This is a genomic window from Novosphingobium terrae (assembly GCF_017163935.1).
In the GTDB taxonomy this organism is placed as follows: Bacteria; Pseudomonadota; Alphaproteobacteria; order Sphingomonadales; family Sphingomonadaceae; genus Novosphingobium; species Novosphingobium terrae.
Genome location: NZ_JABVZR010000001.1, coordinates 1,484,534 through 1,503,807 on the forward strand (window position 1 = coordinate 1,484,534; position 19,274 = coordinate 1,503,807).

Consider the following 19,274-nt stretch of genomic DNA (forward strand, 5'->3'; position numbering starts at 1 on the left):
TCAGGCTTCCGCTCAGTAAGCGAGGTTGGGGTAGATCGGGAAGTTGGCGCACAGTTCCTGCACCTTGGCTTCCACGGCGGCCTCGATCTGGGCATCGCCCTCGGCACCGTTCTTGCCCAGCGCGGCGACCACCTCGGCGATCCACTTGCCGATCTGGGTGAACTCGGCCTCGCCGAAGCCACGGGTGGTGCCTGCCGGCGTGCCCAGACGGATGCCGCTGGTCAGCAGGGGCTTCTCGCTGTCGAAGGGGATCGAGTTCTTGTTGCAGGTGATGGCGGCGCGATCGAGCGCATGCTCGGCATGCTTGCCCTTGGCGCCGAAGGGGCGCAGGTCGACCAGCATCAGGTGATTGTCGGTGCCGCCCGAGACGATGCCCAGACCTTCGGCCTGCAGGCTGGTGGCCAGCGCATGGGCGTTGGCCTTGACCTGACGGGCATAGGCCTTGAATTCGGGCGTCAGCGCCTCACCGAAGGCCACAGCCTTGGCGGCGATGATGTGGACCAGCGGGCCACCCTGCAGGCCGGGGAAGATCGCCGAGTTGAACTTCTTGGCCAGCGCCTCGTCATTCGTCAGGATGATGCCCGAGCGGGGGCCGCGCAGCGACTTGTGCGTGGTGGTGGTGGTGACATGGGCGTGAGGCACCGGGCTCTCATGCACGCCGCCGGCGACCAGACCCGAGATATGGCTCATATCTGCCATCAGATAGGCGCCGACCTCGTCAGCGATCTCGCGGAAGCGCTTCCAGTCCCAAGGGCGCGAATAGGCGGTGCCGCCGCAGACGATCAGCTTGGGCTTATGCGTGCGGGCGATGTCGGCCACCTGATCCATATCGATCAGCTGGTTGTCCTCGCGCACGCCATAGGCGACGGGGTTGAACCACTTGCCGCTCATGTTGACCGGCGAACCATGGGTGAGGTGGCCGCCCGAGTTGAGGTCGAGGCCCATGAAGGTGTCGCCCGGCTGCAGCAGCGCCAGGAACACGGCCTGGTTCATCTGGCTGCCCGAGTTGGGCTGCACATTGGCGAATTCGGCGCCGAACAGCTTCTTGGCACGCTCGATGGCGATGCTCTCGATGTGGTCGACATACTCGCAACCGCCATAGTAGCGACGGCCCGGATAGCCCTCGGCGTACTTGTTGGTCAGGATCGAACCGGCAGCTTCCAGCACGGCGGTCGAGCAGATGTTTTCCGAAGCGATCAGCTCGATCTTGTCGCGCTGGCGCTGCAGCTCCTTGTTGATCCAGCCGGTGATCTCGGGATCACGCTCGGCCAGCGTGCCGGTGAAGAAGCCCAGGGGGCGAACATCGGTGATGGTGGCGGTCATATGCGTGTCCTTCAGCAGGAGGGGTTCGAGAGCTTGTCGACGCGGGGCCCATGGCGCCCGCCGGCAAACTGCCCGGCAAGAAAAGCGGAGATGCAGGCCTTGGCCATGTCGATGCCGGTCAGGCGCGCGCCCAGCGCGATGACATTGGCATTGTTGTGCTCACGCGCCAGCGTGGCCGAATAGGGCTCGCTCACCAGAGCGCAGCGGGCCGCCGGGTTGCGGTTGACGGCGATGGAAATGCCGATCCCGCTGCCGCACAGCGCCACGCCGAAATCGGCTTCACCCTTGGCGATGGCATCGCCCAGCTTGTAGCCGTAATCGGGGTAGTCGACGCGGTCGGCGTTTTCTGGCCCCAGATCGCTCACCTCATGGCCTTCCTCGTGCAGGAAGGTGACAAGCTCTGCCTTCAGGTCGAAGGCGGCGTGATCGGAAGCGATGGCGATGCGCATGGGCTGCGAGGTTCCTCTTGGCCGGGATTCGCAGGTGCCCATAGAGCGGAATGCAACAAAGGGCCAGTCTTGGCCGTGCCAATCCGTCTTTTAATGCGTGACTGTTTTAGCGTTTGACGGTGGCGGCAGGCTTGCCGGCGTTGTTTGCACCGCCCTGTGGCGTCCATTCCACACCGTTCTGGCCGGCGGGCAGGGGATGGGCGGAGCAGACAGGGCTGCGTTCGCACAAGGTGACCTGATCGCCGCTGACCCCGCGATCCATACAGGCCGTGAGCAGAGGCAGGGATAGCAAGGCGATCCAGCGCATAAGGGGATGAGGTGGATGGCTCCCGCTCACGACATTTGAATGTCATGATGAGGTTGCCGTCAGGCAAACCCACGCAAGGAGCCATCCGCCATGGAAATTAGCACGATCGGCCTCGATCTGGCCAAAAATGTCTTCCAGGTTCACGGTGTCGACAAAGAGGGCACCGTCATTGTGCGCAAGGCGTTGCGCCGAGCGCAAATGTTGCCCTTCTTTGCAAGGCTATCGCCCTGCCTTGTCGGCATCGAGGCTTGCGGGACATCGCATCATTGGGCGCGGGAACTGCAAAACCTTGGTCACGAGGTGCGACTGATGCCGCCATGCTACGTGAAGCCCTATGTAAAACGCGGCAAGAACGATGCTGCTGATGCCGAGGCCATCTGCGAGGCGGTGACACGTCCGACGATGCGGTTCGTGGCGATCAAGTCTCGTGAGCAGCAGGCGGCCCTGTCACTTCACCGGGTGCGCTCTCTTTTGACTGGTCAACGTACACAGTTGGTCAACATGATGCGCTGCCAGTTAGCAGAGTTTGGTATCGCCATTCCGATCGGACTTGGGCGGGCGCTGCATCTGGCGCAACAGATCGAAGATGGCGAGGCCGCGATTGATCTGCCACCACAAGCGGCGCAGGTGATCGGCATGCTGTGCGAGCTGGTGCTCAAGCTTCATGCCCGGCTTCATGAACTTGATTTGCGCCTGGAAGCTCTCCGGCGAAGCGATGACATGGCGCGTCGGTTGGCGACGATCCCGGGCATTGGTTCGATTGGCGCAACCGCGCTGGCAGCATCGGTTACCGACCCGCACCAGTTCAGGTCTGGCCGCCAGTTTGCCGCATGGCTTGGCCTGACACCGCGTCAGCAGTCGAGTGGCGGCAAGGAGCGCCTTGGCCGGATCACCAAGATGGGCGATAAATATCTACGGCAGCTGTTGGTCATCGGGGCGACCTCCCTGCTACGCCGCGCCAAGGAGGGCCCTGCAACGGTTCACCCGTTTCTCGTTGGGATACTGGCTAGAAAATCTGCCCGCGTGGCCAGCGTCGCCATGGCCAACAAGATAGCGCGGATCGCGTGGGCGGTCATGACACGCGGTCAGGTCTATCAATCACACCATGTGCCCGGATTGGCCGCATGAGTACGCAATCCGGCTGAGGTGATCGGCCGAACGGAGTTGTGAGCGCAAAGAGAAATGATGGCGACACCGGTCAGACCGGGAACAGGGACAACCCGTGGAAAGTCTTAGGCGCAACAGCCTGTGAAGGCGATAGGAACTCTGTTTTTCGGACCCCATCAGGGCCAGCAGTCCGAAACGACTGCATCAACAGGCCGGACAGACGACTGCACCCGACCGATCGTCAGAATTTCAAAAAGTGCTTGCAACGCGGGAGCCATCCACAGACGTCTTTCCGGAGCGGTTGCAAGCGGCTGTTCGTTCATCCCTCAAGGCATGGGGCTGGGGCCGCCGAAGGACCAGGTGCGATTATGGCTCACCGGAGACCATTGCACGCCATTCTGCCCAGTGGGCATCGGTCTGCTGGAGCAGCCCGCATCGCCTGCGCACAGGGCTGCGGTGTCAGTGTAGGCTGTGGCGCATCCGCCCAGCAGCAAAAAGGGGGCAAGAAGGGCGAAAGAAGCGGTCCGGCGCATGGGCTGGTCCTTCATCATGGAGCCAGCCGAGAGAATCATTTTTGACGTGAACGCTGCGTGAATAGTGCCGGAAAAGAGCGGTTTTTCAGAGAGAAGGCTGGCCGGGATCAGGACGGCTTCTTGGTCGCCTGCTCTTTCATCTTGGTGGCCACTTCCGGGTGAGCCTTGAAATAGTCGCTGATCTTGCCCTGCATCTCGCCCAGCGACTGCATTGTCGCCTGTTGCGCCGCGCGCATCATCACGCCATTGGCTGCCGCCACATCCGGGTCCTGAAGCAGGGTGCTGGAGCGCGAGAAGAATTTCCCGCCCGCAGGGGTGTGGGCAAAGGCCAGAATTTGCTCCAGCTCCGGCAGCGAGAAGTTGCGGGCATAGGCATGGGCCATCGCCTCGAACAGCGCAGGCATATGCTGCGCCATCACCGGAGCCATGGTTTCCGGCACATTGTCGATGTAATCCTGCAGGATCTTGTGCAGGCCCGGATCGTTCAGCTCCGGCGGCAGCTGCATATTGGCCTTCATCGGCGCGAGGATCGCATCCTGCATGCGCCGCATCATCACCATGCGCTGGTCTTCCGGCCAGGCCACCGCGATGATCTCACGCGAGAGCTTCAGGCTGGCCTCATTCGGAACCAGGGCCCCGGTAGCCGCAGCTGCCGGAGCCCCATGGTCTTGCGCCGCCGCTGGCATGGCCTGAGAGGCCCATGCCAGCGTGGCAACAGCAGCGATCAGCCGGGCTGAACGCATCTTACTGATCGAGGAAGCTGCGCATCTTGCGCGAGCGGCTGGGGTGCTTGAGCTTGCGCAGCGCCTTGGCCTCGATCTGACGGATACGTTCGCGCGTCACCGAGAACTGCTGGCCGACTTCTTCCAGCGTGTGATCGGTGTTCATGCCGATGCCGAAGCGCATGCGCAGCACGCGCTCCTCACGCGGGGTGAGGCTGGCCAGCACGCGGGTCACGGTTTCCTTCAGGTTGGACTGGATCGCCGCATCGACCGGGATGATCGCGTTCTTGTCCTCGATGAAATCGCCCAGATGGCTGTCTTCCTCGTCGCCGATCGGCGTTTCGAGCGAGATCGGCTCCTTGGCGATCTTCATCACCTTGCGCACTTTCTCCAAAGGCATGGAGAGACGCTCGGCCATTTCCTCGGGCGTGGGCTCGCGGCCCTGCTCGTGCAGGAACTGGCGGCTGGTGCGCACCAGCTTGTTGATCGTCTCGATCATATGCACCGGGATACGGATGGTGCGCGCCTGATCGGCGATCGAGCGGGTGATGGCCTGACGGATCCACCACGTCGCATAGGTGCTGAACTTGTAACCACGGCGGTATTCGAACTTGTCGACCGCCTTCATCAGGCCGATGTTGCCTTCCTGAATGAGGTCGAGGAACTGCAGACCGCGGTTGGTGTACTTCTTGGCGATGGAAATCACGAGACGCAGGTTCGCCTCGACCATTTCCTTCTTGGCGATACGCGCCTCGCGCTCGCCCTTCTGCACCATGTTCACGATGCGGCGGAACTCGGGCAGGGCCATGCCGGTGTTGGCGGCAATGTCCGAAACCTCGGAGCGGATACGCTCGGCGGCATCGCCTTCATTGGCGACGAAAGCGGCCCACTTCTTGTCGCGCGTGGCGACCGAACCCAGCCAGGCATCGTCCAGCTCACGCCCGACATAGGCGTCGAGGAAGTCCTTGCGGCTCACCTTGTGACGCTCGGCCAGACGCAGCATCTGGCCGCCCAGCGCCGTCAGACGGCGGTTGAAGGCATAGAGATTGTCGACCAGATATTCGATCTTGCTGGCGTGGAACTGCACGCTTTCCACCTGCGCGGTCAGGTCTTCGCGCAGCTGCTGGTAGGCGGTTTCACGGTCCAGCGGGAAGTCGTTGCCCACGCTCATGAAATCAAGGCGTTCGGACTGGATCTTCTCGAAGGCCAGGAACAGATCGGTGATCAGCGCGAACTTCTCAAGCGCTTCGGGCTTGAGCTGCGCTTCCATCTGGGCGAGCGAAAGAGTGTTGTCCTCTTCCTCTTCCTCGGCGGGGCGGCGGGCGCGGCGCTCGATGCCGTCCTCATCCTCCTCATCGGCGGACTCTTCCTCCTCGACCTCTTCCTCTTCCTTGTAGGAAGGGCCGGCGGTCGATTCGCTGATTTCGCCGTTGTCGTCGTCCTCGCCGTCCTCATTGAGGTTTTCCGGCTGCGGCTCCTTCGAGAGCATGGCGTCGAGATCGAGGATCTCGCGCAGCTGCATCTCGCCGTTGTTGAGCGCTTCGGACCACTGGATGATGGCGTGGAAGGTGATCGGGCTCTCGCACAGGCCCAGGATCATCGTGTCGCGACCGGCCTCGATCCGCTTGGCGATGGCGATTTCGCCCTCGCGGCTCAGCAGTTCGACGGCGCCCATTTCGCGCAGATACATGCGCACGGGGTCATCGGTCCGCTCGACCGTTTCCTTCTTCTTGACCAGATCGGGGCGATCGTCGACCGCCTCCTCGTCCTCGGCATCCTCGGCCTTGCGGTCTTCCGGATCGGTCGCGTCATCGTCGTTTTCGACGATGTTCACGCCCATCTCGCTGATCGCGGCCATGATGTCCTCGATCTGCTCGGACGACATCTGGTCCTGCGGCAGGGCCTCGTTCAGCTCGTCATAGGTGATGACCCCGCGCCGCTTGGCACGGGCGATCAGCTTTTTGATCGAGGCTTCATTGAGGTCGATCAGGGGCGCATCGCCACCTTCACCCCGATCGTTGCCCGACATTTCGGCGCCAGAAATCTCTTCGTCCATCATTTCGCCATCTTGAAGGGGGCCTTGCGGCTCCCAATTACGAATTCAAGCCGCCTGATACGTCATCGGCTGCGGATTGCGCGAGAGCCATTTGCCCGAGTCGCGCCTTCAAATCCAGTTCCCTTTTTTGCACATCGTTCAGACGCATGCGCAAGCGTTGCTGTTCCGCCCAGGCGGCATCGGTGTCCAATGGCCGGGCCGAAGCCTCTGCCAGCGCACGTTCGACTTGGGGCCTTTCGGTCAACACGGCGATTACGTCAACCAGTTGAGCTATGCCACTGTTGCCTTCATGCACCGCTGCATCGTCTTGCAGGAAGATAAAGCCCATGCCCTTGATCGGTTCCTGACGGGGAAGGGACCAACCCCGCTCAGCGAATATGGTAGCGATTCGTTCCGGTTCAAGGCCCTCACCGCTCATGGCGGCATCGATCAGCGCGTCGATGCGGGCATCCTCGGCGGCAAGGCCGGATAAAGCCTCCACCTGAGTGCCGATCACCGAAGGCAGGCGGATCAGCCCCACCACCACCGCATCCAGAGCCGCCGCGCGCCACGGTGCAACCCGCGCCACCATGGCAGAGGTGCGGGGATGCGGCACATCCGGCACGAAATCGCGCCCGAAGCGGCCACCCTTGCGCGGCGGCTGCCACTCGCGCTGGGCACGCGGAGCAGGGCCACCTCTGGCGCCGCCCTGATCGCGGCGCGGGAAGGCATAGGCGGAGAAGCGCTCCAGCAACTCGCTGCGGTAGAGCGACTTGATATCCTTGTCGGCAATGGTGTCGACATGGGCCATCAGCCGCGCTTTCAGGCCTGCCTTGGCCTCGGGCGTGTCGGTGGGGATGGCGTCGCGCTCATGGACCCACAGCGTGTCGAGCAGGCTTTGTGCCTCGCCCAGAGCGGCTTCCATGGCTTGCGGGCCATAGGCCTTGATCAGCTCGTCAGGGTCTTGCCCCGGAGGCATGCGCACAATGCGCAAGGAATGGGCCGGGCGCAGCAGGGGCAGGGCGCGCGTGACGGCGCGCATGGCGGCGCGCTGCCCCGCCGCATCGCCGTCGAAGCAGAGGATCGGCGTTTCCACCATCCGCCACAGCATCTCGATCTGGGTCTCGGTCAGCGCCGTGCCCAAGGGCGCCACCGCATCGTTGAAGCCCGCATTGGCCAGAGCGATCACGTCCATATAGCCCTCGACCACGATGATCCGCCCGCTCTGGCGCGAGGCGGGCGAGGCGCGATGCTGGTTGTACAGCGTGCGGCCCTTGTCGAAGAGAGGCGTATCGGGCGAATTCAGATATTTGGGCGCATCGGTCTTGGTTTTGTCCAGAATGCGTCCGCCAAAGGCGATCACCCGCCCGCGCGCATCCTGAATGGGCAGCATCAAACGGCCCCGGAAGCGGTCATAGGGTTCCTTGCCATCGACGACGATGCGCAATCCGCCCTCGATCAGCAGGGCATCGGGCAGATCGGTGAGGGCGGCTTTCATCGCCTGACGCCCCTCGGGCGCATAGCCGAAACCGAACTCCCGCACGATATCGGGGCGAAAACCGCGCGTCGCCAGATAGGCCCGCGCCGTGCTGCCTTCGCCGCCCTCCAACTGCCGCATAAAGAAGTTTTGGGCCGCGCCCATCGCATCATGCAATCCGGCCTGCTTCTGCGCCCTTTCCGCCGAGCGCGGATCGGGGGCGGGGACTTCCATCCCCGCTTCCTCGGCCAGATCCTTGATGGCATCCATGAAAGAGAGGCCGCGCTGCTCGGTCATCCAGCGGATCACATCGCCATGCGCGCCGCAACCGAAGCAGTGGTAGAAGCCCTTCTCGTCATTGATGGTGAAGCTGGGGGTCTTTTCCCCGTGGAAGGGGCAGCAGGCCTTGAACTCGCGCCCGGCCTTCAGGATGCGCACCGTCCGCCCGATCACGCTGGAGAGCGTGATGCGGCTGCGCAGCTCGTCGATCCATTGGGGGGAGAGGCTCATGGGGCGGGCTCGGCTAACTCAGGATGGCGGTAGAGGTGGATCGGCGTCGGTTCGAACACCGGGGTCATGATCTGGATATACCATGTCGGCGGGAAGCCGAAATGCTGCTCCATCGCCTCGCGAAAAGCGACGAAGCCCGCCATCTGCTCATTGACCTCCATCACGCCGTCGGGCGTGGCGATCAGCAGGCAGATGCAGTCGAAAGCATAGAGATCGCGCTTGAAGGCGGTGATCTGGCGGACATCGCTCCATGCCAGCACCTGACTGGCCCGCCCATGGGCGAGGCGAAATCCGCCTTCCGTCAACTCCAGCGCGGCAACATGGCGGCGGCGCCAGTCGAGATAGCGCCGCCAGAGGCCCATCTTACGCCAGCGCGGCCTTCACCAGACCCGAAGCCTTGCCCATATCCAGCACGGCGCCATGGCGCGCCTTCAGCTCGGCGATGACCTTGCCCATGTCGCGGATGCCGGTTGCGCCGACCTCGGCCTTGATCGCCTCGATGGCGGCCTTGGTGTCCTCTTCCGACAGCTGCTGGGGCAGGAAGCTTTCGATCACCGCCACTTCCGAAGCCTCGGCAGCGGCCAGCTCGGGGCGGCCACCCTGCTCATACATCGCAATCGATTCGCGGCGCTGCTTGACCATCTTCTGCAGCACATCGACCACCAGCGTATCGTCATCGGGCGCCTGTGTGGCGGTGCGCAGCTCGATATCCTTGTCCTTGATCTTGGCAAGGATCAGACGGACGGCGGCCAGACGCTCCTTGTCGCCGGATTTCATGGCGGTAACCTGAGCGGCCTTGATCGAGTCGCGGATCATTTTCTCGTTCTTTCCTGAATTTCACTGCATTTCCGCTGCATTGCAGCGCAAGCAGGCCAGACTAGCGGGAAAAAACGCAATTTGATAGGTCTGCTGCGGGGTTGACGGATGGGGGGGCGGGGTCTAGCGGGCACCACTTAGCAACCATGCCCAAAACCCCTAGAACGGAGCGCCCTCTATGGCAGACCCCGCCACTACGCTTGCGCCTAAACCTGCCGATGCAACGGCTGTCCTGGTGCTTTCCGATGGTAGCGTGCTGTGGGGCCGAGGCTTCGGCGCCGTGGGCAGCGCGGTTGGCGAAGTGTGCTTCAACACCGCCATGACCGGCTATCAGGAAGTGATGACCGACCCCAGCTATGCCGGGCAGATCGTGACCTTCACCTTCCCCCACATCGGCAATGTCGGCGTGAATGACGAGGATCTGGAATCGCAGGTCGATGGCGCGGTGGGCTGTGTGGTGCGTGAAGACGTCACCGCCTCTTCCAACTTCCGCGCCCAGAGCGAATTTCCCGCCTGGCTGGCAGCCAAGGGCAAGATCGGCATTTCGGGCATCGACACCCGCGCGCTGACCCGCCGCATCCGCCTTGCGGGAGCGCCCAACGCCGTGATCGCTCACAACCCCGAGGGCGAGTTCGACCTGCCCACGCTGATCGCTCAGGCTCAGGCCTGGGGCGGCCTTGAGGGGCTGGATCTGGCCAAGGTGGTCAGCCGCACCGCCAATGAAGAGTGGGAAGGCTCGGTCTGGCATCTGGGGCAGGGCTATGGCCGCCCCTCCAGCGATCCGCGCCCGCATGTGGTGGCGATCGACTATGGCGCGAAGGACAATATCTTCCGCAATCTGGTCGCCGCTGGCGCTTCGGTGACAGTGGTGCCTGCCCAGACCTCGCTTGAGGACATTCTGGCGCTCAAGCCTGCCGGTGTGTTCCTGTCGAACGGCCCCGGCGATCCGGCGGCGACCGGCGAATATGCCGTGCCCGTCATCAAGGGCCTGCTGGAGCGCGATGTGCCGCTCTTCGGCATCTGCCTTGGCCACCAGATGCTGGGCATCGCGGCGGGCGCCAAGACCATCAAGATGCATCAGGGCCACCGCGGCGCCAACCATCCGGTCAAGCGCACTGCCGAGGGCGTGGTCGAGATCACCTCGATGAACCATGGCTTCGCGGTGGACAGCGCAACCCTGCCCGAGGGCGTGGTGGAAACCCATGTCTCGCTGTTCGACGGCAGCAACTGCGGCCTGTCGATCACCGGCAAGAAGGCCTTCTCCGTGCAGTACCATCCCGAGGCCTCGCCCGGTCCGATGGACAGCTTCTATCTCTTCCAGAATTTCATTGAGGGCCTCGCCTGATGCCGAAGCGCACTGACATCAACTCGATCCTCGTCATTGGCGCGGGGCCCATCATCATCGGCCAGGCTTGCGAGTTCGACTATTCGGGCACGCAGGCGATCAAGGCGCTGAAGGAAGAGGGGTACCGGGTGATCCTGGTCAACTCGAACCCGGCCACGATCATGACCGACCACGAGATGGCTGACGCCACCTATATCGAGCCGATCACCCCCGAAATCGTGGCCCGCATCATCGAGCGTGAGCGCGCCGAGCGCCCGCAGGACACGCTGGCCCTGCTGCCCACCATGGGCGGCCAGACAGCGCTGAACACCGCGCTGGCGCTGTTTGGCGACGGCACGCTGGAGAAGTTCGGCGTGCAGATGATCGGCGCCGACGCCGACGCCATCGACAAGGCCGAGGATCGCCAGCGCTTCCGCGAGGCGATGGACAAGATCGGTCTGGAATCCGCCCGCAGCGGCGTGGCCCACACGCTGGACGAGGCTTTCGAGATCCTCAAGCGCACCGGCCTGCCCTCGATCATCCGCCCCAGCTTCACGATGGGCGGCACCGGCGGCGGCGTGGCCTACAACAAGGCCGAGTTCGAGGCCATCGTGCGCAGCGGCCTCGACGCCAGCCCCACCACCGAGGTGCTGATCGAGGAATCGCTGCTCGGCTGGAAGGAGTATGAGATGGAGGTCGTGCGGGATCGCAACGACAACTCCATCATCATCTGCTCCATCGAAAACGTCGATCCGATGGGCGTCCACACGGGCGATTCCATCACTGTTGCGCCGGCCCTGACGCTGACCGACAAGGAATATCAGATCATGCGCAACGCCTCGCTGGCGGTGCTGCGTGAGATCGGCGTGGAAACGGGCGGCTCGAACGTGCAGTTCGCGGTCAATCCCAAGGATGGCCGCCTGATCGTCATCGAGATGAACCCGCGCGTGTCGCGTTCGTCGGCGCTGGCCTCGAAGGCAACCGGCTTCCCCATTGCGCGGGTCGCGGCCAAGCTGGCCGTGGGCTACACGCTGGACGAGCTGACCAACGAGATCACCGGGGCGACCCCGGCGAGCTTTGAGCCTTCGATCGACTATGTCGTGACCAAGATCCCGCGCTTCGCCTTTGAGAAGTTCAAGGGCGCCGAGCCTCTGCTCTCCACCGCGATGAAGTCGGTGGGCGAGGTGATGGCCATCGGGCGCAATATCAAGGAATCGATGCAGAAGGCCCTGCGCGGTCTGGAAACCGGTCTGGACGGTTTCAACCGTGTCGATGCTCTGGTCGGCGCCGCGCGTGACGACATCACGGCGGCCCTCTCGCGCGCCACGCCCGACCGCCTGCTGGTCGCCGCGCAGGCTTTCCGCGAGGGCTTCACGGTCGAGGACATCCACGCGATCACGCATTTCGACAAGTGGTTCCTGCGCCACATCGAAGAGATCATCGCGGAAGAGGCCGACATCGAATGCCACGGCCTGCCCACCGATGCGGCGGGTATGCGTCGCCTCAAGGCCATGGGCTTCTCGGACAAGCGTCTGGCTAAGCTGGCGGTCAAGTCGGTGAACCCGGTGGCGGGGGCCAATGCGGTGCGCAGCGGCCTGCTGCACGATGTGGTTGAGGCCATGGCGGGCGCCACCAGCGAGGTGGAAGTGCGCAAGCTGCGTGAGCGTCTGGGCGTCCACCCGGTGTTCAAGCGCATCGACAGCTGCGCCGCCGAGTTCGAGGCGATCACGCCTTACATGTATTCGACCTATGAGGCCCCGCTGTTCGGCGAGCCCGAGAATGAGGCCATGCCTTCGGATCGCAAGAAGGTCGTGATCCTTGGCGGTGGTCCGAACCGGATCGGCCAGGGCATCGAGTTCGACTATTGCTGTGTCCACGCCTGCTTCTCGTTGGCCGAGGTTGGCTATGAAACCATCATGGTCAACTGCAACCCGGAAACGGTTTCGACCGACTATGACACCTCGGACCGCCTCTATTTCGAGCCGCTGACCGGCGAGGACGTGCTGGAAATCCTGCGCGTCGAGCAGTCGAAGGGCGAGCTTCTGGGCGTGATCGTGCAGTTCGGCGGCCAGACCCCGCTGAAGCTGGCGCAGGCTCTGGAAGATGCGGGCATCCCCATTCTGGGCACCAGCCCGGATGCCATCGATCTGGCCGAGGACCGTGAGCGTTTCGCCGATCTGGTCGAAAAGCTGGGCCTCAAGCAGCCTGCCAACGGCATCGCCCGCAGCCGCGACGAAGCCGTCGCTGTGGCCAGCCGCATCGGTTACCCGGTGCTGATGCGCCCCAGCTATGTGCTGGGTGGCCGCGCAATGGAAATCGTCGACAGCCTGCAGCAGCTCGATGACTACATCACCACCGCCGTGCAGGTCTCGGGCGACAGCCCGGTGCTGATCGACCAGTATCTGCGCGATGCCGTGGAATGCGACGTCGATGCGCTGTGCGATGGCGAGGAAGTCCGCGTGGCGGGCGTGATGCAGCACATCGAGGAAGCCGGCATCCACTCGGGCGACTCGGCCTGCTCGCTGCCGCCTTACTCGCTGCCTGCCGACATCATCGCCGAGATGGAGCGTCAGGCTCATCTGCTGGCGCTGGCGCTGGGCGTGAAGGGGCTGATGAACATCCAGTTCGCGGTCAAGGATGGCGAGGTTTACCTTATCGAGGTCAATCCGCGCGCCAGCCGCACAGTGCCCTTCGTCGCCAAGGCGCTGGGGCAGCCGGTGGCCAAGATCGCCGCGCGCGTGATGGCGGGTGAGAAGCTCTCCACCTTCGAGCCTTTCAAGCGTGATCTGCCCTATGTGGCGGTCAAGGAAGCCGTGTTCCCCTTCGCGCGCTTTGCCGGCGTCGATCCGGTGCTGAGCCCGGAAATGAAGTCCACCGGCGAGGTGATGGGGATCGACAAGGATTTCCCCACCGCTTTCGCCAAGGCCCAGCTGGGCGCGGGCACCCGTCTGCCTCAGGGCGGCACGGTCTTCGTTTCGGTGAAGGACAGCGACAAGCCGGTGATCCTGCCTGCCGCTCACAAGCTGGTGGCGTTGGGCTTCAAGCTGGTCGCCACGGGCGGCACGGCCAATTACCTCGCCCAGCAGGGCGTGGCCGTGGAGCGCGTGAACAAGGTGGCCGAAGGGCGTCCGCATATCGTCGACAAGATCGTCGATGGCGATATCGCGCTGATCTTCAACACCACCGAAGGCTGGCAGAGCCTGAAGGATTCGCAGTCGATCCGCCAGATCGCGCTCAAGACCAGGGTGCCTTCCTTCACCACGGCGGCGGCCAGTGTCGCGGCTGTGGATGCGATTGAGGCTCTTTCGCGCGCGAAACTTGAAGTTTGTCCGCTCCAGTCCTATTATAGTTGATCGATCACGCCCTCCCCACACCAGCGATCGGCCTTAACCCGTTGAGATTATCCAACGGGTTAGGCAAACTGTCGCTGCCACGGGAGGGCCTTGAAAAGGACGATGACGGAAAATGGCGAGTGTCGAAAAGCTGCCGATGCTGGCGGAAGGCTATCAAAAGCTGAACGCCGAGCTGAAGGCGCTGCGTGAGGAGCGCCCGCAGATCGTGGATGCGATCGAGGAAGCGCGCGCTCATGGCGACCTTTCGGAAAACGCCGAATATCACGCGGCGAAAGAACGCCAGGGCCAGGTCGAGGCGACCATCGCCGATCTGGAGGACAAGATCAGCCGCGCCACCATCATCGATCCCACCACGCTTTCGGGCGACAAGGTGGTGTTCGGCGCCACGGTGACGCTGCTTGACGATGACGACAAGCCGGTGCGCTACCAGATCGTCGGCACCTATGAGGCCGACGCCAAGGGCGGCAAGATCAGCTACAACTCGCCGCTGGGCCGTGCGCTGATCGGCAAGCGGATCGAGGACGAGATCGAAGTCAGCGTGCCTGCCGGTGAGCGCTTCTATGTGGTGAACAAGATCGAATTCATCTGATCGCCACGGATTTCAGAGGTGAGGGCAGGGCGTTTCAGTCCTGCCCCTCACCCCAAAAAAGGCGCCCATAAAAAAGGCCCCGGTTTCGGGGCCTTTTTCTTTGCTCAGTCTTCCGTCGCCGGGTCCAGCAGGCGGTGGAGATGGACCACCACATACTTCATCTCGGCATCGTCGACACTGCGCTGAGCTGCACCGCGCCAGGCTTCCTCGGCCGAAGCATAGTCGGGATACACGCCGACATAGTCCAGAGCCTTGAGGTCAACAAAATCGAGGCCCTGCGGATCTTTCACGCGGCCACCGATCACGAGGTGTAGTTTCTGCATTGCATATCCCATGAATGGGGGAAAGGAGCCATTCCCTTAGCATCGTGGCGTAACGAAAGCCAAGCTTTCGCACCCCCGGTAATCACCGGAGTATGCTAAAGTCGGGGTCTGCAGGGTGGCTCAGTGCTTTTTTCGAAAGCGGCCCCACAGGTCTGACGCCTTGTCCACGGCTTTGCCGCCCCATGTTTCGGCCCAGCCCGGCGCTTTGTCGACCAGCGCCTTGCTGGCCTCGATGGCGCTGTCGCCCAGCTTGTGGCCCAGTTGCAGGGCGATCTGCCGTGCCACCTGCTGGCGCATCAGCCACAGCGCCAGCGCCGAGGCTGTGGCGACCACGATGCCGCGATTGTCATTGGCGATGTCCAGCGCCTGAAAGGTGGCGCTGCGCGTGCCATGCTCAAGATCGGCGCGGGCGCGGCTGATCAACGTGGCGGGATTGGCGGCCAGATGGCGCACTTCGCCCACCCGTTCGATCAGATTGGCGCGCGAGATATCACGGCGGGCCTTCAGAACGGCCAGATCATCCTCCTCGATCATGGCTTGGCCTTTCCGGTCAGCACGCCTTTCAGGCGCCGCCATGCGCGCAGCACGGCCCATGCGGCGACCGCCATTCCCAGCAGCAGCGCCAGCACCACGACGCCCAGCGCCTGCCAAGTGCCCAGCAGCGGCGCGAGCGCCAGCAGCAGGCCAACCACCAGCGCGAGCAGCAGAAAGAACACCAGCGCCGCCGCCAAAGCTGCCAGACCGGCGATGCGCCCGGCAATCTTGCTGGCCAGAATGGCGCGGGCGCGCTGATAGGCCACCTCGCTGGAGAACGCCTCGCGCGCGGCGGCGATCAGCCCCTCGATCTCGGAGGTCAGAGCCATGGGGCGCTTGCCCTCACCCTCATGCTGGTTCGTTTCAGGCGCTTCGGTTTCGTCATTCATGCCCCACACTCATGCCTGTGCGCCGTTCTTGCAAGCCCCCCTGTCAACCATAGGGGCTGACCATATGGGCCAGCCGGATGGTCAACACGCAGCGGCGCGGAGAAACGGCCTTGCCGCCGCTCCCCCGCGCGGATTGTGCTGCGGTTTTAAGCTCAGGCTTCGTCCGTGGCGTCCGGCGTGGGCGTCAGGGCGCGGGCAACCAGGAAACCGGCCACGGCCGCAATGCCCAGCGCCACGAAGGGACGGGCGCGCACGAAGCCCTTGGCATCCTCGCCCAGTTCGGCGAAATCCTTGGATTCGAGCTTGGCGGCAGTTTCCTGGATCGAGCGCGCGGCGCCGCGGGCATAATCGCCGTATTTTTCGCCCAGCTTGTCGTTCACCACGCCGGCATTGTCGGCCACGACCTTGCCGAGGCTGGTCAGCAGATCGCTGGCCTTGGACTTGCCGTCAGTGGCGAGGGCAGCGGCGCGCTCGGCGGCGTCAGCAGCGAGTTCCTTGGCCGAATGGGTGAGGTCGGCAGCAGCCAGCTTCTCACGATAGGCATCGGCCTGGTCCTGCGCCATCTTGCCCAGCGCGGAAACGCTGGCCTTGGCTTCGTCCAGCGCCTGCGCGAAGCGGGCCTTGGCGTGATCCTTGGCGTCTGCGGCGGCTTCCCCGGCCACATCCTTGGCGGCGTGGATCGTTTCGACAGCCGAGTTGGCAGTGTCCTTGGCGGACTTTTCAAGGTGTTCGGTAGCTTCGGTCTTGGCCATGGCTTTGTCCTCCTTGCGCGGGGCATAGGTCTGGCGGGAATCGCCTGTTCGTTACAGGAACGCTGCAAAGGCTCCCTGGGTCCATCATGCTGCAATGCAGCTTGCCTGCCAAGGCTTGGCTGCTAAGGAGCAGTCACGAAAGACCTTTGAATTGGTCCAGAGGAGATGAACCCGCCATGACCGCGATTCTCGATATCCATGCCCGCGAAATTCTCGACAGCCGTGGCAACCCCACGATCGAGGTCGATGTTCTGCTGGAAGATGGCAGCTTCGGTCGGGCTGCGGTTCCCTCGGGCGCCAGCACCGGCGCGCATGAGGCCGTGGAACTGCGCGACGGCGACAAGAGCCGTTACATGGGCAAGGGCGTGCTGAAGGCCGTCGATGCCGTGAACGACGAGATCAGCGAGCTGCTCGAAGGCCGCGACGCCGAAGACCAGCGCGACATCGATCTGGCCATGATCGAGCTGGACGGCACCCCCAACAAGGCCCGTCTGGGCGCCAACGCCATCCTCGGCGTGTCGCTGGCCGCCGCCAAGGCTGCTGCTGATGCGCGCGGTCTGCCGCTGTATTCGTATGTGGGCGGCGTGTCGGCTCATGTGCTGCCCGTGCCGATGATGAACATCATCAACGGCGGCGAGCATGCCGACAATCCCATCGATTTCCAGGAATTCATGGTCATGCCGGTGGGCGCTGACTCGCTGGCCGAGGCCGTGCGCTGGGGCAGCGAGATCTTCCACACGCTGAAGAAGGACCTGTCGGCCAAGGGTCTGGCCACCGCCGTGGGTGATGAGGGTGGTTTCGCCCCCAACATCGCCAGCACGCGCGCCGCGCTCGATTTCATCGGCGCCTCGGTCGAGAAGGCCGGTTTCAAGCTGGGCACCGATGTGCATCTGGCGCTGGACTGCGCCGCCACCGAATTCTTCAAGAACGGCAAGTATGAGATCAGCGGCGAAGGCCTCTCGCTCTCGCCGGTCGAATTCGCCGATTACCTCACCAAGCTCTCGCAGGACTATGCGATCATCTCGATCGAGGACGGCATGAGCGAGGACGATTTCGAAGGCTGGAAGGCCCTGACCGACAGCATCGGCAGCAAGGTGCAGCTGGTGGGCGACGATCTCTTCGTCACCAACCCCAAGCGCCTGACCATGGGCATCGAAAAGGGCTTGGCCAACTCGCTGCTGGTGAAGGTCAACCAGATCGGCACGCTGACCGAGACGCTGGAAGCCGTGAGCATCGCCCAGCGCGCCGGTTACACCGCCGTGATGAGCCACCGTTCGGGCGAAACCGAGGACTCGACGATTGCCGATCTGGCCGTCGCCACCAACTGCGGCCAGATCAAGACCGGCTCGCTGGCCCGTTCGGACCGGTTGGCCAAGTACAACCAGCTGATCCGCATCGAGGAAGAGCTGGGTTCGGGCGCGCATTACGCCGGTAAGGGCGCTTTTGGTCGCCTGCTGAAGTAATCGGGTTGGGCTGCGGGGTTTTTTGCTCCGCAGCCACCCGGAATTAAGTCGGGAAAATAAAAGCGAGGGTGAAGTCTTTTTGGGTCGCCTTTCTCAAGAGAAAGGCTCCGGGCCCTCGCGCTCCCGTGACGTCTTCCGGCGATAGGGCAGGGGCACCCGATCGGTGTGCCTCGGCTCTCCAACTGTGTTGGGTTAGCCTGCCAGAAATTCCTGCATCAGTTCGGCGCCCCGGGGCGAAATGCGCACGAAGATGCGCCGCGCATCGATTTCATCGACTTCGCGCTCGATCAGGCCGCGTTCTTCCAGAATCTTGATCCAGCGCAGCGCCGTTGTGGCGGGCACCGCGCTGCCGATGCAGGCGCTGGTCACCGCGATCCGCTTCTCATGGCGCGAGGCCACGAAGAGATCGAGCAGAATGTCCCAGGCCGGTTCGCCAAACAGCGTGGCATCGCCGAAAATCTGCTCCCTGCGGCGGCGGTCGCGATAGATCTGGATCGCGCGGTCCAGAGCATCGTCATCGGATCGGACAGGCGTTGTCGGGTGGCTGTCTGCCACCAATTGCAATTCGCCGACTAAAAGATCCAGCGCCTGCGCGATCCCGCGCAGTCGGGATTCAGTATCTTGCGCAGCTTCGTGTTCCTGACGGTGGACGGGAAGACGTTTGAACGTAGCATTCATAACTCCTCCAACTCCCTTGGCCTTTCACGCCGTAACGAATTGCGTTCGAATCGCGAGGACCCGATGCGGAGTTAATATGGTGTTAAGCGCGCTTCCGTCCAACCGAAAATGGATGGAAAATCCATCCATTTTGACGCGAATGTCCAATGTGAGAGAAGTTTTCCACGAGTTTCCGCATGGCTTTGCGATGCAATCGATCTCGACACATCAAGTAATGACGAATCAATCGAGATGGAAATGCTGATTCAATGCATCGATGGTGGCAGCCAGATGCGCCGCTGCCAGATCGGCCCCCATGCCGTCGAGCTGCTGCAAACCGTCGCGCAGAGTCTCCCGCAGGGCAACGGCGCGCAGCCATTGGCCATGGGGCATACTCTCTGGCAGATCGGTGTTGCGCATGCGGTCGAACATAGATCCAAGGCCTCCACAATTTGGCTGTGGTGCAGCTAAGTGCATCCACATAGCGGAATTCTGCCGTTTTTGCACGCGCATTTTGTGTAACAGGCGCAAGGTTGGCGTTCTGTATTTGCTCTCCATGCCGCCTTCCTCGGGCATGTTCCACACTGTGATTGCATTGTTCATCCACTGGC

Annotated in this window: 20 protein-coding genes; 5 read left to right on the top strand and 15 right to left on the bottom strand. The window is 63.1% G+C overall.

Features of this window, described 5'->3' with window-relative positions:
- Positions 1-12 precede the first annotated feature (12 nt).
- The 3 genes from glyA to HGK27_RS06850 form a co-directional block, all read right to left on the bottom strand.
- Complete coding sequence (glyA, locus tag HGK27_RS06840) at positions 13-1,323, bottom strand: serine hydroxymethyltransferase (RefSeq protein ID WP_206239815.1); 1,311 nt, start codon at positions 1,321-1,323, stop codon at positions 13-15.
- An 11-nt stretch (positions 1,324-1,334) separates the two neighbouring features.
- On the bottom strand, positions 1,335-1,772 hold the full coding sequence (gene rpiB / locus HGK27_RS06845) for a ribose 5-phosphate isomerase B (RefSeq protein WP_206239816.1): 438 nt from the start codon (positions 1,770-1,772) through the stop codon (positions 1,335-1,337).
- A gap of 106 nt (positions 1,773-1,878) precedes the next feature.
- Complete coding sequence (locus tag HGK27_RS06850) at positions 1,879-2,064, bottom strand: hypothetical protein (protein WP_206239817.1); 186 nt, start codon at positions 2,062-2,064, stop codon at positions 1,879-1,881.
- Positions 2,065-2,169: 105 nt separating this feature from the next.
- Between HGK27_RS06850 and HGK27_RS06855 the strand changes: the two genes are divergently transcribed.
- On the top strand, positions 2,170-3,207 hold the full coding sequence (locus HGK27_RS06855) for an IS110 family RNA-guided transposase (RefSeq protein ID WP_206239818.1): 1,038 nt from the start codon (positions 2,170-2,172) through the stop codon (positions 3,205-3,207).
- 305 nt (positions 3,208-3,512) lie between these two features.
- Here the strand turns inward: HGK27_RS06855 and HGK27_RS06860 are convergent, their stop codons facing one another.
- The 6 genes from HGK27_RS06860 to HGK27_RS06885 form a co-directional block, all read right to left on the bottom strand.
- Positions 3,513-3,719 (bottom strand): hypothetical protein, encoded by a 207-nt coding sequence (locus HGK27_RS06860; protein WP_206239820.1) that lies wholly within the window; start codon positions 3,717-3,719, stop codon positions 3,513-3,515.
- Between the two features lie 107 nt (positions 3,720-3,826).
- Positions 3,827-4,462 (bottom strand): DUF2059 domain-containing protein, encoded by a 636-nt coding sequence (locus tag HGK27_RS06865; RefSeq protein ID WP_206239822.1) that lies wholly within the window; start codon positions 4,460-4,462, stop codon positions 3,827-3,829.
- A gap of 1 nt (position 4,463) precedes the next feature.
- On the bottom strand, positions 4,464-6,497 hold the full coding sequence (gene rpoD / locus HGK27_RS06870) for an RNA polymerase sigma factor RpoD (protein ID WP_407674634.1): 2,034 nt from the start codon (positions 6,495-6,497) through the stop codon (positions 4,464-4,466).
- A gap of 37 nt (positions 6,498-6,534) precedes the next feature.
- Positions 6,535-8,463, bottom strand: a complete 1,929-nt coding sequence (dnaG, locus tag HGK27_RS06875; protein WP_206239825.1) for a DNA primase — start codon at positions 8,461-8,463, stop codon at positions 6,535-6,537.
- The gene (locus tag HGK27_RS06880; protein ID WP_206239827.1) at positions 8,460-8,825 is read right to left on the bottom strand and encodes a hypothetical protein; all 366 of its coding nucleotides are present in this window, start codon (positions 8,823-8,825) and stop codon (positions 8,460-8,462) included. The genes dnaG and HGK27_RS06880 overlap by 4 nt, the downstream gene beginning before the upstream one ends.
- A 1-nt stretch (position 8,826) precedes the next feature.
- Positions 8,827-9,279, bottom strand: coding sequence for a GatB/YqeY domain-containing protein (locus tag HGK27_RS06885; RefSeq protein ID WP_206239829.1), 453 nt, complete (start codon positions 9,277-9,279; stop codon positions 8,827-8,829).
- A 178-nt stretch (positions 9,280-9,457) separates the two neighbouring features.
- On the opposite strand from HGK27_RS06885, the gene carA reads away from it, so the two are divergent.
- The 3 genes from carA (at position 9,458) to greA (ending at position 14,545) form a co-directional block, all read left to right on the top strand.
- Entirely contained in the window at positions 9,458-10,624 is a 1,167-nt protein-coding gene (gene carA, locus HGK27_RS06890) for a glutamine-hydrolyzing carbamoyl-phosphate synthase small subunit (RefSeq protein ID WP_206239831.1), read from the top strand.
- On the top strand, positions 10,624-13,956 hold the full coding sequence (gene carB, locus HGK27_RS06895) for a carbamoyl-phosphate synthase large subunit (protein WP_206239833.1): 3,333 nt from the start codon (positions 10,624-10,626) through the stop codon (positions 13,954-13,956). Before carA ends, carB begins: the two co-directional genes overlap by 1 nt.
- Positions 13,957-14,068: 112 nt before the next feature.
- Positions 14,069-14,545 (top strand): transcription elongation factor GreA, encoded by a 477-nt coding sequence (gene greA / locus HGK27_RS06900; RefSeq protein WP_206239835.1) that lies wholly within the window; start codon positions 14,069-14,071, stop codon positions 14,543-14,545.
- Between the two features lie 104 nt (positions 14,546-14,649).
- Here greA and HGK27_RS06905 read toward each other — a convergent pair whose 3' ends face one another.
- The 4 genes from HGK27_RS06905 to HGK27_RS06920 all read right to left on the bottom strand — a co-directional run bounded on the left by HGK27_RS06905 (position 14,650) and on the right by HGK27_RS06920 (position 16,543).
- Positions 14,650-14,868, bottom strand: a complete 219-nt coding sequence (locus HGK27_RS06905) for a DUF4170 domain-containing protein (RefSeq protein ID WP_206239837.1) — start codon at positions 14,866-14,868, stop codon at positions 14,650-14,652.
- 120 nt (positions 14,869-14,988) lie between these two features.
- Positions 14,989-15,402 carry a hypothetical protein gene (locus tag HGK27_RS06910; protein ID WP_206239839.1) on the bottom strand — a complete coding sequence of 138 codons (414 nt, stop codon included), beginning with the start codon at positions 15,400-15,402 and terminating at the stop codon, positions 14,989-14,991.
- A complete protein-coding gene (locus HGK27_RS06915; RefSeq protein WP_206239841.1) occupies positions 15,399-15,791 on the bottom strand; it encodes a hypothetical protein in 393 nt (130 codons plus the stop codon). Before HGK27_RS06915 ends, HGK27_RS06910 begins: the two co-directional genes overlap by 4 nt.
- 152 nt (positions 15,792-15,943) lie before the next feature.
- Entirely contained in the window at positions 15,944-16,543 is a 600-nt protein-coding gene (locus HGK27_RS06920; RefSeq protein WP_206239843.1) for a hypothetical protein, read from the bottom strand.
- 176 nt (positions 16,544-16,719) lie between these two features.
- Here HGK27_RS06920 and eno point away from each other — a divergent pair, with 176 nt between their 5' ends.
- On the top strand, positions 16,720-18,006 hold the full coding sequence (eno, locus tag HGK27_RS06925) for a phosphopyruvate hydratase (protein ID WP_206239845.1): 1,287 nt from the start codon (positions 16,720-16,722) through the stop codon (positions 18,004-18,006).
- A 192-nt stretch (positions 18,007-18,198) separates the two neighbouring features.
- On the opposite strand, the gene HGK27_RS06930 is transcribed toward eno, so the two are convergent.
- Both HGK27_RS06930 and HGK27_RS06935 read right to left on the bottom strand, forming a co-directional pair.
- Positions 18,199-18,684: a MarR family transcriptional regulator gene (locus tag HGK27_RS06930; protein ID WP_241126900.1), complete on the bottom strand. Its 486-nt coding sequence runs from the start codon at positions 18,682-18,684 to the stop codon at positions 18,199-18,201.
- Between the two features lie 222 nt (positions 18,685-18,906).
- Positions 18,907-19,266, bottom strand: a complete 360-nt coding sequence (locus HGK27_RS06935) for a hypothetical protein (protein ID WP_206239847.1) — start codon at positions 19,264-19,266, stop codon at positions 18,907-18,909.
- Positions 19,267-19,274: the final 8 nt, after the last annotated feature.